This is a genomic window from Ruegeria sp. AB6, from assembly GCF_056542685.1.
In genome coordinates, this window is sequence record NZ_JBQGAD010000006.1 from 117,124 (window position 1) to 130,793 (window position 13,670).

The 13,670-nt window shown below is 58.4% G+C and carries 12 protein-coding genes; 8 read left to right on the forward strand and 4 right to left on the reverse strand.

The genetic code is table 11. From position 1 onward, the window contains the following. Window positions 1–60: 60 nt before the first annotated feature. Window positions 61–2,244, reverse strand: a complete 2,184-nt coding sequence (locus ACR0DB_RS13820; RefSeq protein WP_480551624.1) for an esterase-like activity of phytase family protein — start codon at window positions 2,242–2,244, stop codon at window positions 61–63. A 270-nt stretch (window positions 2,245–2,514) separates the two neighbouring features. Between ACR0DB_RS13820 and ACR0DB_RS13825 the strand changes: the two genes are divergently transcribed. The 8 genes from ACR0DB_RS13825 to ACR0DB_RS13860 all read left to right on the forward strand — a co-directional run bounded on the left by ACR0DB_RS13825 (window position 2,515) and on the right by ACR0DB_RS13860 (window position 10,061). Next, window positions 2,515–3,594 (forward strand): hypothetical protein, encoded by a 1,080-nt coding sequence (locus tag ACR0DB_RS13825; protein ID WP_480551626.1) that lies wholly within the window; start codon window positions 2,515–2,517, stop codon window positions 3,592–3,594. Further along, window positions 3,591–3,875, forward strand: a complete 285-nt coding sequence (locus ACR0DB_RS13830) for a hypothetical protein (protein ID WP_480551628.1) — start codon at window positions 3,591–3,593, stop codon at window positions 3,873–3,875. Before ACR0DB_RS13825 ends, ACR0DB_RS13830 begins: the two co-directional genes overlap by 4 nt. After that, window positions 3,868–4,986, forward strand: a complete 1,119-nt coding sequence (locus ACR0DB_RS13835; protein WP_480551630.1) for a hypothetical protein — start codon at window positions 3,868–3,870, stop codon at window positions 4,984–4,986. Before ACR0DB_RS13830 ends, ACR0DB_RS13835 begins: the two co-directional genes overlap by 8 nt. A gap of 57 nt (window positions 4,987–5,043) precedes the next feature. Continuing rightward, the gene (locus ACR0DB_RS13840; RefSeq protein WP_480551632.1) at window positions 5,044–6,975 is read left to right on the forward strand and encodes an AAA family ATPase; all 1,932 of its coding nucleotides are present in this window, start codon (window positions 5,044–5,046) and stop codon (window positions 6,973–6,975) included. Window positions 6,976–7,129: 154 nt separating this feature from the next. Continuing rightward, complete coding sequence (locus tag ACR0DB_RS13845) at window positions 7,130–7,426, forward strand: hypothetical protein (protein ID WP_480551634.1); 297 nt, start codon at window positions 7,130–7,132, stop codon at window positions 7,424–7,426. A gap of 371 nt (window positions 7,427–7,797) precedes the next feature. After that, window positions 7,798–9,135 (forward strand): DUF6638 family protein, encoded by a 1,338-nt coding sequence (locus tag ACR0DB_RS13850; RefSeq protein ID WP_480551636.1) that lies wholly within the window; start codon window positions 7,798–7,800, stop codon window positions 9,133–9,135. After that, window positions 9,136–9,402 carry a hypothetical protein gene (locus tag ACR0DB_RS13855; protein ID WP_170771035.1) on the forward strand — a complete coding sequence of 89 codons (267 nt, stop codon included), beginning with the start codon at window positions 9,136–9,138 and terminating at the stop codon, window positions 9,400–9,402. Between the two features lie 11 nt (window positions 9,403–9,413). Beyond that, window positions 9,414–10,061, forward strand: a complete 648-nt coding sequence (locus ACR0DB_RS13860) for a DUF1523 family protein (protein ID WP_480504199.1) — start codon at window positions 9,414–9,416, stop codon at window positions 10,059–10,061. A 56-nt stretch (window positions 10,062–10,117) separates the two neighbouring features. Here the strand turns inward: ACR0DB_RS13860 and ACR0DB_RS13865 are convergent, their stop codons facing one another. The 3 genes from ACR0DB_RS13865 to flgK are packed head-to-tail and all read right to left on the reverse strand — an operon-like array spanning window position 10,118 to window position 13,670. Next, window positions 10,118–11,212 carry a flagellar basal body P-ring protein FlgI gene (locus ACR0DB_RS13865; protein ID WP_480551638.1) on the reverse strand — a complete coding sequence of 365 codons (1,095 nt, stop codon included), beginning with the start codon at window positions 11,210–11,212 and terminating at the stop codon, window positions 10,118–10,120. Beyond that, entirely contained in the window at window positions 11,209–12,216 is a 1,008-nt protein-coding gene (locus tag ACR0DB_RS13870) for a flagellin (RefSeq protein WP_480551640.1), read from the reverse strand. Before ACR0DB_RS13870 ends, ACR0DB_RS13865 begins: the two co-directional genes overlap by 4 nt. Window positions 12,217–12,218: 2 nt before the next feature. Next, window positions 12,219–13,670 (reverse strand): flagellar hook-associated protein FlgK, encoded by a 1,452-nt coding sequence (flgK, locus tag ACR0DB_RS13875; protein WP_480551642.1) that lies wholly within the window; start codon window positions 13,668–13,670, stop codon window positions 12,219–12,221.

Genomic DNA, 13,670 nt, shown 5'->3' on the forward strand with positions numbered 1-13,670 from the left:
GCTTAACAGTTTAGCGCCGCACAGGTTATGCGCGGCGCTTTTAATTTAGGAATATGTGCTTCAGTTCCCAGCCGTCACCTGTCCGATCGACCAGAACATCGTCTCGCCTGAGGCATCGTCGACGCCGTCATTGTCGGTCATCACAAACGCCTCGCCCGAGGGCAGGATGGCCAGACCTTCGATCTTGTCCAGAACGTACCCGCCGGTTGAGGTCAGGTCAGGTAGCAGGTCGCGAACCTCTTCTTTGCTGACCACGGGCAGGGGGTCGCCCAGCGGGGCCGGGGTCATTTCCGACAGTGGGATGCGATAGACCTTTTTGGTCACGGCACGGTGGTCATGCTGGTTGTCGCGCTCGATCACATAGACATGGTCGCCGAAGGCCACGATTTCCGACAGACCGACCCATCCAGTGTCCGGGTCTGCCTTGGGATAGTGGACTGCGCCCCATTCCTGTGTCTCAAGGTTGTAAGCCACCAGTTTTACGTGGTTTTCCGGATCGTCCTTCCATTCACGCTGAACAGCCATCCACAGAGTGTCACCGACGCGGGTGATGCCTTCGAAGCCGAAACGTTTCTCGACTGCCATCAGTTCGGCAGGCAGGCCGATCTCACCCTTGCGGTCCTTGATCAGACCATCTGCGCTGACGTGATAGATCGCGTGCGGGATAACACGGTCGGTGCGGCCTTCGGAGGCCACGTAGAACCCCCCGTTGCCGTCCAGCGTGATACCTTCAAGGTCCAGTTTCTGTGCCGGATTGCCGTCCTGACGGTGGATGCGGATGACGTCAACGATGCGGGCGGGCTGCTGGCTGGGGTCGATCTTGAAGATCGAGGGCTGGAAGCCGTAAAAGCTGTCATTGACCGCATAGATCATGCCGTCCTCGTCTGCGACCAGACCGGACAGAGCACCCCATCCGATCAACTCATCCGCGCCTGCGGAGGTCAGATGCGGGTAGGCGGCGGGGGCCTCTTGATATTCGAAGATCGACACATGCGCACGCGGCCCGCCATCTTCGATCAGGTCTTTTTCATTGGCCGAGACCAGCAGATTCCGCTCGGGGATCGCCACATAGCCTTCCGGTCCAACGCCTGATGGCAACAGTTGTTTCAGAACCGGGTTCGCGGGGTCAGTGGCGTCATAGACACCCACGACGGAGGCGCGCTCCGCCCCGACAAAGATCATCGACGTGCCGCCAAAGGTGGCTGCGGTCACGCTTTCAGGCTCAACGCCTTTGCTGTCCGAGCGCTTGTCGGGGTAGTGGCCGATCTGGATGATCGCTTTCTCAAACTCGGTGCCGTTCTCGTAAACAACGGTGCCGTCCTTGTGGAAGATCGTCCAGCCACGCGAGCCGCCCTCATAGTCGCCTTCATTGGCGGTGGCGAAGTGGTTGTCGTTGATCCATTTCACCGCGTCGGGTTCACGCAGGCGGCCCGGCTGGCTTTCGGTGAAGATCAGCGCGCCACGTTCATCAGTGGCATCGATGCCTTCCAGATCCACGCTGCCGGCTGAGAAATGGCTGATCACGGTGCCATCTTTGGCAATAACCGCGATGTGGTTGTTTTCTTGCAGAGTGACGACGGTTTCACCCAGGCCGTTTATGTCCACGAACTCGGGCTCGGGGTCGGTGGGCGCAACCTCAGCCAGACCGGTCAACGAGGCCATTTTCATACCCGCGCAATCCAGCACGCCATCTTTGAGCGGCACCAGCGCCAGCTCACCAGCGGGTAGCTGCGGGATGATGCCATCGTTGAGGTCTTCGTCGCGTTCATTCTCGATCGCCACAGCGACAAAGCTGGCATCGGGGGCGATGGCGACGCTGTCGGGCTGACCGCCCAGATCACAGGCACCGGACTGCGCTTGGCCCGCGATATCGACCGAGATCAGCTTGCCCGAGGGTGCGGTGTAGCTGTCCGACGTGTTCACGCCGACAAAAGCCGTCGCGCCAACGATCCCAACCGAGGTCGGCTCACCACCCACCTCCATCGCACCCAAAGGCGCGGGGTTCGCGGGGTCGGTGATGTCGACCATGCCGATCACGCCCAGCGGGCTGTCGGTATAGACCAGCGTCATGCCATCTGAAGTCGCCGCGATAATCTCAGGCGAGGTTTCGCGGTTCATATCCGCACCCTCAGCCATGTTCTTCACAACTGGAAATGACGCAATTCGGTTGAAATTCATCTCTGCCACGGCCTGACCGGCGGTCAGGGCCAAGGCAGATGTCAGACAGACACAGCGCAATGACATCGATTGGTATCCTCTCTTGCTTAGTTGCAAGGGGGGATGGACGTGGTTCATTACGCTGGCGTGACGGTTTTGTTTCAAATTGGTGACAAGATGGGCTGCCTTCTTGCTGCGGCGATGCGTTTGTTCGTTTCAGGTCGCGCCCAGATTGCAGGGTCTATCTTTTGCCATGTATTTTTGCCAGTCTTTGCAGGAATTTTCCGCCCAAGGGGATGTAAATAGGCGTAACATTGCCTATCTTATTGGGGATTTTAACAAAAAAAGGGATAGCAGATGTCGAACCATCAATTTGACGCCTTGATCGAAGAAACGCAGACGAAAGTGCGTGAAAGCCAGTCGCAGATCGAAAGCCTGACCTCGCGGATTGACGCGGCGCGGGCCAAGATTGGCACGGCCGAGGCAGATATCGACATCGAAAACGCCACGCTTGAAGACGTACATGCCCATACCGAGGTGATGAACGCCAATATTGCTGAGCTGATTATGGGGCTGGATGACGTCACCAACGCGTTCTCCAAGGATTTCGACGAGATGCGCTCGAAAACTGGATGGGAGAGCTTTGTGGGCATTTTCGCCAAAGCCAAGTCCGAGTCGATGCGGCAGGAACGGATGCGCACCGCCAATATCGACGACAAGCTGCAGGACCTGATCGCCAAATCCGACGTGATCGTGAAACTGCTGGAAGGGCAACTATCTGTGCTGGAAGACCAGCGCGTCAAGGTTGAAGACAACCTGACCGGCACGCTGGACGACCGTGAGGCCACCGTGGCCGAACTGGAGGCGTTGCGCGCAGAAATTCAGGGCATGGACCCGACCATTATTACTCTGGAAAACAAGATCAGCGTCGAACAGGACGCCGCCGCGCGGACCCAGTTAGAGACTGAATTGGCCGAGCTGAACAAGCAATACAACGCCAAGGTTCAGGAGGAACAGGTCAAGCTGGCCAAATCCCAAACGCTGGAGCGTTATATCGAAAAGGGCAAGACCTGGGTCGATTCACTGCAGAACCAGGCGGCGACGCAGATGGTGCTGATCAACAAGCTGCAGACAGACACGCAACAGCGCGTGGTGCTGTATGACGCGCTGACCAAATCGCTGAAAACCGCGCAGCAGCAGGACGTGGCCCACCGCATCAACGAGATCGGCGTGCAGACCGACCAAGAGGCGCAAACCGCCATGGCCGCCATCGGCACCGCGACCAACCAGAAAATGGCCGACATGTTAGAGGCGCATGAGGACCACATGGTCTTTGCCCGCGACGTGCTGGAGAAGAAGGCCAAGGCGGATGAACGCTTTGCCCGCCGGTTCGCCTCGATTGTCGAGAAGCATGATAAGAACTTGTATGGCGGATGACTGATTTCGAGAAGAGAACCCTAAAGCTGTTTGTCATTGCTTCAGCTTTTGTCGCGGCCATCGCCTTGGCATTTGGCATTTCTTTCGAGAATGGAACTGCAATCGCGATTGGGTCACTGGTGGCAGCCGTGGGTGTGCTAGTTGCGTTCCTCTGGCTTGCAAAATTCTGTTCCGAAAAACTCAGAGATTATGGTTTGGGTGAAGGCACCGAACAACTGTTCGGCAAAGCCCATGCAAAGCGCGTGTTTGGCCAGAACTACAAAAAGCCACAGAATGACTAACCCCACCCAAGACCATGTCGGCCTGACCGACGCCTTCGCCTCGCGTCGGTATTTCCGCAAATTCGAGGTGATCACCGTCCACCTTCTGCGCGTGGCCGCGACGATGGAGGCGGAGGGCGCGATCAGCAAGCAAGAGGTGCGGATCGTCTCGCGCTACCTCTCGGGGCTGCTCTACACCTTTCGGGCGCTGAGTATGAAATACCTGCTGGTCGGGCGCGATACCGGGCGGTTCTTTGGCAGCCTGGCCATGGACAAACGCGACAGCGGGTTTCCGGTGGCGGCGGAATTGCTGACCATGGCCAATGACGCGCAACAGGCGCAGGTGCATCTGGCGAATATGCCGTCAGAAGATGACCTGAAAACCGACATGGTGCGGACTATCATTGGCGACCGCGAAATTCCGACCAAGCTGCAATTTGCGCTGTCTCAAAGGCTCTATTACGAGGAATTGCTGAAAGGTCAGTTGTTCTGGTCCCGCAACGATCCCGAGTGCCACTGGATTGGAAATGAGGGTGAGCGGCGCAAGTTCCTGATCCATTGGGCGGTCTATGACAGCCAGATCAACCTGCCGGTCATCTACATGATGCAGGTGGAGGACAGTGGCAGGACCGCCCTGCCTAAAGACCAACGCCGCTGGCCTGAAGTGCAGGCGCATCTGATGGCGCAATCCTTGGGCGGGTTGAAGCTGGTGACGATTGCCAAAGGGTTCGATCAGGATTTTGACGATCTGCACCCCAAGCACCTGCGCCGCATCCATGTGGGGCCGATGTATTCCTCGGCCTATACCGAGCAATCCGGCCCCTTGCGGCAAGTGCTGGAGGACGCTCAGGCCCCCGAGGGTCAGGATTGGGCGCTGGCCTGGACCACCGAGGAACTGGAGAGCGAGGACGTTTTCGAGGAACGCGCCGGGTGGTTCTCGACCGTTGAGCGCGAAATTTTTGCTTTGGATCCGTTTGGCGCGCAAGGGGCCGAGACTGGGGCCACGCGCACGCAGCGGTCGATCATCCTGCCTCAGCGCCCGTTTCAGGTTCTGGCAGAGCGCGACCCGCCGGGCTTTGGTGACGTGCGCAAATTCGTTGTCAGCAAGACGGGGCAAGTGTTGCGCTATTAGATTTTTTGCCTCCGGCGGAGGTATTTTTGAACAGAAGAAGCAAGGGCAGTTTTTGAGATGAGTTTGACGTCAGATCAGATGGAATTGCGCGAAGACGATATTCGTAAGCATTACCCGGCAGCGACCGCCTTGCTGAGCGGGTTCAAGCACGCTCCACGTATTGCCAAACCGGTTGAGGCGGCGGTCGAGCGGTCCTCGGGCGTGTCGACGGGGCGGCGGTTTCGATCCACCACACCGGGGTTGGTGACACGGCGCACGGTGCGCGCGGATGGGGTGCATCTGGTCGAGCGGATCGAGGCGGCGGATGATGGCGATGCGTTGGTTTCTCCGCAACAGGCCACGACGCAGCAGGCTGTGCGCCGCGCGATTGCCATCGCCCTGGCCGTGGCCGAGGCTTATGCGGAGCAAACCGCTCTGGCCGATCTGAAGCGCGCCAATCTGGCGGGGGATTTGCCCGCTGCGCGCAAGAGCGAGTTTTCGGAATTGCTGACGGCTGAGGCTTTGATCACGTCCCATACCTTCGGGAATGCGTTGGCCTATCTGATGTCTTCGCATCTGGGCGAGACCTCCGTCGACCTCGGCGAGATCGAGGAGGTCCTGACCGACAATGGTCAGCTTGCGCTGCATGGTGCCCTGTGGGAGCTGGATCAGGTGTTGGCAAAACACGCACCCGATGATGCGCATCTGATCGCGGCCACGAGCGCCTATGCCGAACAACTGATGGACAAGGCCGCCTTGCGCGCGCAGTCCGCGGGCCATATGGCCCCGTTTCAGAACGCCGCCTGGCATATCGAGGTGGATGACTTGACGATCCGGGGGTTCGAACCCGCGTCCAAAGCCAAATCCACCACCCTGACAATGACGTTCAAGAAACCGAACGAGGTGGTGGGCAACCATATCGCCAAGTATCAGGCGATGAAACTGGCCAAGATGCTGATGGCCTACGACTTCGACCGCCGCCTGAACCCGTTTGCGGAACTCGGTGGGTTCATCTTTACCTTCATGGGCGACGGCAAACCGGGCACCGGCAAGACCACCCTGATCCAGATGATGGCCGGGTTGATCAACGACTATTGCCAGAACGCGGGCTATCCGTTCCGCTATCAAAACCTGAGCACCGACAATATAGACAGCTATCAGGGCAAATCCGGTCAGAACGCCAAGGCGTTTATCAACACGATCATCGACCCCTCGGTTATCGGCTTTGGCACCATCGATGATATCGACCAACTGGCAGGCAAACGCGGCGACCGGCAGTCCAGCGCGGGCCAACTGGAAATCACCGCCGTGCTGATGGAAAGCTTTGCGGGCGCCAACACTGTTGTGCGCGGCAACTGCACTTTTGGCATGTTCTCGAACTACCCCGAGAACGTGGACGACGCCCTGCGTCAGCGGGCGGGCGCGCGATTCCTGGTGGACGGGCCGCAAACGCGCGAGGATTACATCGACATCCTGCACCTGCTGATGGGCCGCAACCACGACATCCCGCTGGGGGAACACGACGCCTATGCCGCGCAGGAGATCAAGAAGGCCGTCGCTGCCAGTTTCGAAAGCCACGCACGCCCGCAAGAGGACGCGTTGATGCAGGTCTACGACCGGGTGTCGGGTGAGATCGGCCAGATGGACACAATCGCCAAGCTGGGCACCTACCTCAAGGCGATCCAGCAGGCGGATGAGCGGTTCACCGGCCGCGCCATCAAGAACATCACCGACGCGGTCAAAGTCCGAGCGATGGATTTCGAACTGCCGGATGAGTGGATGGAGAACCCCGACCTATTCCTGTTCCGCGACTACGACACCAAGAAGGGCATGATCGAGGAGCTGCGCCAGCCGATCACGGTCGAGATGGTGATGCAGGAAATCAACCGCTACGCCGACAGCGAGTTCCGCTATGCCGACAAGAGCGATGAGATCGCGATTGAGGACGCCGTGCGAGAGATGGGCCGAATGGAAGAGGCCAAGCGGCGATATCTGGAGGGGAAAGGGTGACGGCTACTTTGATCAAGCAATCAAACTGTCCAGATCAGTTGGCTGAAATGCCTTCACGTTTTCTTGGTCGGCCGTTGTTACCTCATGTGATCGCGCAGACTTTGAGCGTCAGAGCGCGCACTGATGCGCTCTGTCAGTCAAAGGAGAAAGAGACATGACGTTGACAGTCGCAATCACCGGTTTGGCCCTTGTTCTGGGCCTGATTTTGCCTTTGCGCTGGGGTGTGATCGGTTTTTTGGCTGCCGTAGCGGTACTGTTCCTGACCCAATTCGGCGTGAACGCGGGTGGCGGGTTCGAGGGCACCTCATGGGAAGAGACGCTGATCCTGTTTGAGGGCAGCGTGGTGTCTTACATCGGGTTCAACCTGCAAATCACCGCGCGGGCGTTTGCGTTGCCGTTGTTGGTGTTGGCGGTTGTTTTGGTACGCCGTGCGACAGCGAGTGCAGATTAGTCGATATTCATTCAACAAAAAGGAAAGGATAGGGCCATTTGAAATCCAAAGGACTGAAAAGGATCATCTACATTCTAGCGCTGCCTTTGTCGGGCGCGTGGCTTATAGTCTTCGCCGAGTTCGGAGAGTTAGGGCCGTTTTCCAACATTCCAGTCGAGTTGGACGGTCAAACGCCTTGGAGCGCATTTAGGAAGAGCTTTTTTGGGTTGGCCGTCGTCGTTTTCGTGATTGTAGACTTACCTAACATTCTGGGATGGAACGACCGTGCGAAGCGACTGGGCTCCCATTCAAACGAAGATACGACCAATGCTTGATGTACGAAACGTTGTCTGTGAACTCCCAGCGCGAATTCTACTCTTGGAGGCCTTCCAATGATCCGCCTCATCGAAAAAGGCCTGATGTTCGGCAATCTCGTCCACATCTCCAGCCCGGCTTTGGTCGAGCGGTATAACCGCGCGTTGCAGCATCTGGCGGGCAAGGCCACTCAGCTGACGGATTTCCACGTGGATATCTCGGGCAATTCCCCAGAGATCGGGCAGGAATTGGACGACCCGCTCTACCTCAATCCAAACGGGGTGAACCGGCAGTTCATCCTGCTGACGACCGAGCAGAAACGCGCGCCCCTGCTGAACGTCAAATTCTCGACCTCGCGTGATATCCTGCGCGAATTCATCGAGATGAACGAGGCGCAGCTGTTTGCTCTGACCGCCACCGATGCAGTCGCCGGAGAGCTGGTGAACTCGGTCTTCAAACTCAGCACGCCCAATGATCTGCTGAACCTGCGCAAGATCGAGATCGAGGCCGACACGGTCGGCGGCACCTTGCGCAAGGCTGAACAGCTTGCGGGTATGGTCGAACGGTTCAAGACCGAACAGGACGCCTGGTTCGATGATGTTCTGATTGCCGAGATGATCGATACCGCCAAGGACACCGGTGACGTCACCCGCAACCCGGTTCGGCTGCGCCACACAGCCTTTGAGCAGCCGAATTTCTGGACCGCGCATTATGGCGGGCTTTACCTTTTTCCGGACCTCGACCATCCGGCGGCGATCTGTATGGGTGATACGCCTGACGATCTGTCGATGAAGTATGTGTTCCACAAATCGCAGCGCAATCAGATCGCCAAGTTTCTGGGCTACAACAATCTTGTCGAAACGGTCATCGAGGCGCGCGGCGTGGATTCCGCCGCCATTCTGCAACAAAAGATGGATTTTCTGACCGTGGCGGCGGCTGCGGGTTCAGGGGTTGATCTGACAGGGTTGGAGCGCCGCGACATGCGTCGTCTGGCCCGAAACCACGCCGACCACCTGCCCGAGGCCTATCACGGGTTGGCGCAATTGCTGCGCTGGGCGACCGATGGCGGGCCGTGGCCGCGAATCACTTCGGACCATCCGGCCTATTTCTACACCCTACGCGCAAAGGACACCCCGCATCGGGATCTGGTGAATATGCTGCTGGCCGAATTGGCCCCGTTGGACCCGCGCCAGTTGTTCATCTGCCACAAGGAATTGTTCTACAGCACCTACAAAACCTGGCCTGAGAACAAGAAAACCTATGTTGCCGACTTTCTCGCGCGCGAGTATCAGGTGGACAAGGCTGGGGCTCGCGCCGCCTTGTTTGGGCATGAGCCCGACATGAGCGGCCAGGACCGGGTCAGTGAGGCGGTGATTGCGCGGGTCGGCCCCTGGGGCGCATTGGAGAGAGGGTGAATGTTCGTCGCGTTACGATTTCTGATCCCCCTGTTGATTGTCCTGACCGTGATCTATGTTGGGCTGTCGATCTATTCCCGTCTGGTGCGTCGCCGCAAGCTGATTGCCCATTGGGAAAAGAAAGGGTTGCGCGGTGATCGTGACGCATTTCTTGAACGTGGGATGCGGCAGTATGACAACTCGTTTCGCAAGAAACTGTTGTTGGGTGTCTATGTCATCCCGCTTGGGGCGATTGCCCTGTTGATCTATATAACAAATTTCATGTGAGGACCGGATAGATGGTCTATGTCAAATGGGCGTTCATCATTGTGTTCTGGGGGCTGATTGCCTCGGTTTTGGAATACACTCTGCCACAACAGGATGTGGTGCGTATCGTGAAGACCGAGGTGCGGCGCGTCGATTTCGGTGAGAATTCGATCTTTTGGGCGCAGCAGGACACCGGGCAAGAAGGTGCGCAGACCGTCAACCGCGACGTGCGCTTTGTCGAAACTTTCCGCCCAAACGGTAAGCCGCGCGTCTATCGCAACGAAGATACTGGTTGGGGCTGGCCACCATATTTCAAGTTGGATAGTTCCAACTTGCAGGCTGAGTTGACCAATCTGGTGTCGACAGCTGACAATCCGCAATGGGTGGTCTTGCGCCACTATGGCTGGCGCAATCAGCTGATGTCGATCTTTCCCAACGCTGTTTCCGTACGCCCCGTCGACAGCCCGGATGTGCGCCTGATCCCCTGGTTCAACATCATTTTTCTGACGGTGCTCGCAGCGCTGATCTGGGCCATTTGGGTGCGTTGGCGACGCTTCCGCGCGGCGCGGGTCGATCCGGTGATCGAGAATGTTGAGGATGGGCTCTACGCTGCCGGCGACGCGATCGGCGAACAAAGCAGCCGTTTCAAAAAGTGGCTGAATACCTGGAAATCGAAGTAACGTATTCCAGATACCGGGTCTGCTGCCATTCTTTGCCGAAGCAGACCCTTGTACATCTAGCGAACGACAAATTCCGCATGGAGCGCCCCAGCGGCTTTGATTGTCTTGAGGATGTCGATCATGTCACGCGGCGACACACCAAGCGCGTTCAGGCCGGCGACAACCTCGGACAAGGTTGTCGCCTCGGGAATTTCGGCCAATCCCGTGCCTTCTTCCTCTTCGATCCCGGCGATCGTGCGGGGCACCACAACAGTTTCGCCCCGCGCGAATGGGTTGGGTTGTATCGCAATTGGGGCTTCCTCGACCGTCAGGGTCAGGTTTCCTTGCGAGACTGCAACGCGCGAAATGCGCACCTCTTGCCCCATGACGATCGTGCCTGACCGTTGATCGACAACCACGCGGGCCTTTGTTTCGGGCTCGACCAGGATGTTCTCGATCCGACCGATCGCGTGCGCTGTTGATATGGCCTGAGTGGCGGCGATGTTCAGCTCAACTGTGCCCGAATCCCGCATGATGGCAACAGGTCGGTTGAATTCGGTATTGATCGCGGTTTCGATCCGACCTGCTGTTGTGAAGTCCGGTTCGCGCAGTGCCAGCCGCATCTGAGTCAGCGTGGAGAGATCAAAGTCGATTTCCCGCTCAACCCGAGCGCCCGACGGGATCACGCCCGAGGTCGGCACGCCTTGCACCACGGTTGCGGCCTGACCTTCAGCCGAGGCGCCGCCCGCAAGAACTGTACCCTGCGCGACCGCATAGATCTGCCCATCGGCGGCGTTCAGAGGGGTCATGATCAACGTCCCACCCAACAGGCTGCTGGAATCCCCTATGGCAGAGACTGTCACGTCAATCTGCCCGCCAACCCGCGCAAATGGCGGCAGGCTTGCCGTCACCAGCACAGCCGCTACGTTTTTGGGACGAAAATCTTCGCCGGTGACGTTCACGCCCAGCCGTTCCAGAATGTTCGACATGATCTCTTCGGTGAACGGCGAGTTGCGCAACCCATCCCCGGTTCCGTTCAGCCCGACCACAAGACCATAACCGACCAGATCGTTGCCGCGCACTCCGTCGAAATCCACCAGGTCTTTCAGGCGGATTGCCCCGGCAGATGCCAGGCTGGGCAGCAACATTAAAAGGAAAACAAGAACTCTCATCTCAGGAAATTTACCAGTGACAGATTTGCATTGCGGACGGTGACGGAATACAGGCTTTCCAACTGGAACTGGACTGTTTGCAGCTGTGCCGCCGTTTCATAGGGGTCTGCGGCGATCAGTTTGTTGCGGCTGTATTCCAGACTGGTCCGGGCGGCATTGTTGCGCGTGGCGGCTTGTTCAATCCGCGCCTCGGCCACACCGACCCTGGCCCGTAGATTGACGGTTTCGTTCTGGGTATTGGCCAGATCAACCCCGAGTTGCTTGAAGAGATCTGTTCGTTGATCCCGTGGAATTACCAAGGCAGGGTCGGCGACAGCCGCCGCAACAGCGATATCGCGCAAGGCCGCCTTGAGCGCAGGATCGGTTGCCGTCACCGGGACTCTGACGCTTTCTGATTCCGATATTTGCATTGGGGACAGCGTCGTTGCAGAGCCCTGATAGATCACCGCATCAAAACCTGCCGGATCGTTGAACCAATCCTCGGCGCGTTGACGGATATCGGCCACTGTAACCGCCCCGGTTAGCTTGGTCTTGAGCGCGGCCAGCAGGGTTTGCGCCGGCGGCAAAGGAGAGACATCGGTCGCCGTTCCGGAAAACAGGCTGCGCCCGCCCGCCCGCGTGTTCAGCGCAGAAATAACCGTGTCCAACTCATTCTGCGCCTGAACCGAGGCGTTTTCGTGGGTTACGGCCTGGTTGGATGTTCCGAAAGACAGCAGAGATGCAGTGATTTCCGAGACGGAATCGTCAACGGTTGTCAGGCTCAGCTGCATGGCATCGGTGAACAACCCGGCCTCGGACGTGGCGACCTGAAAGGCATCAAGTCGGGCAAGGCTGCGATCCAGATCCAAGAGATGCGAATAATCTCCGTCCAAACGGCCCGATACATCCTGCACTTTGCCGGTGGCCATTTCGTAGGACAGTGTTTCGATCTGGTTTTTGATGTCGGTCGCGCGAGTTTTCAACGTCAAACCCCGCGCCAGATCTCCGATAGACGTCAGACTCATTCTTACAACCTCAACAGGGTTTCCATCAGTTCATCCACTACCGAGATCAGCCGCGCATTGGCGGCGTAGGTCTGCTCGATCTGGATGAGGCGCTGTAATTCCTGATCCGTGTCGACGCCCTGCTCGGCTTCGATCCGGGTCATCTCTTCTTGCGTGCTGTTGGCGAAAACCAGACGCTGATTGGCCGTATGCGCGTCGGCCCCGGTTTTGGACATCAGCGCTTCGGTCAAGTCCGAGGCGCGCATATCTCCGGTGCCGAAAACCGGGTTTGCAACCGGCCGGGCCGCACCGAGGATGGCGCTGAACGCATGCAATTGCGAGGCATCCCCCGGATCACCCGGAGCCGCCGCCCCAAGCCCCGCGCGCAGCCGCCAGCTTTGGCCACCCGCATCAGGATCGACGATTTGGTTCAGACTGATCCGCGACGCAAGTCCAGCCGCAGCAGCCGGGTCAAACCGATTGCTTGCATCCGTAAACACCCCTGCGTCAGTGGGGAGGGCGGTCGGGTCCAGCCCCGGTGTTTCGAACCGTTCGATCAGGTCTTGGGCCACCGTGTCCAGATTGGACTGAACCTCAACTGCAAGCGCGTCGCGGATATGGAACTGCGCGGCCAGTGCGCCGCCTCGGATCTGCGCGTTGTCGCCTAATGTTCGAACCGAGTTACCGTTTAGTGTCAGACCCGAAAGCAGCCCGTTGTCGACGGTCATATGGGGCTTGGTGTCACCGGTCGTGGTGTAAGAGAACTCGGCCGCGCTGCCCTCTAAGAGGATCAAGCCGCCGTCAGAATAGATCGATACCTGATCATTCGCGCGCGGCACGACGTTGACGGGTAAGATCTGGTTCACCTGATCAATCAGTACTTGGCGCTGATCCAGAAGCGCGCCGATGTCGCCCCCCGCATATTTCACGGCGGGGATTTTGGCGTTGATCTCTTCCAGATCTTTGAGTGTCTGGTTCAGGCTGCCCACCTGTTTGCCGATTGCGCGATCGGCGTCCGATCGCATCTGACGCAACCCTTCCGAGGTCGCGTTCAATTTGTCTGCAAGATCGCGCCCCGTACGCGCCACCTGATCCAACCGTTCGGACGAATCGGGTAGGCTGGCGGCGGTAATCAGACTGCCGTCGAAATCGGCAAGCCTAGCCGCAAGCGAGGTCGAATCGTCGGGTCCGCCCACCAGACGTTCGAGTTGAGTGTGAAACCCCGAAACAGCCGTTTGAAGGGAAAGATCCGCGTCCGCGCTTCGCCTATTGGCCGTCAGGACCGGGTCCTGGTGCCGAACCACGCCGACACTCCGAACGCCGTGGCTGGAAATCGTGTTGGTCGTCAGCTCCAGCGACCTGCGCGCGTATCCCGGTGTCAGCGCATTGGCGATGTTGCCGGAGACAACTGCGGCGCCGCGGCTGGCGGCAGTCAGGCCGCCGATGGCGTTGTTCAAGGCTGTCGACATGTTCAT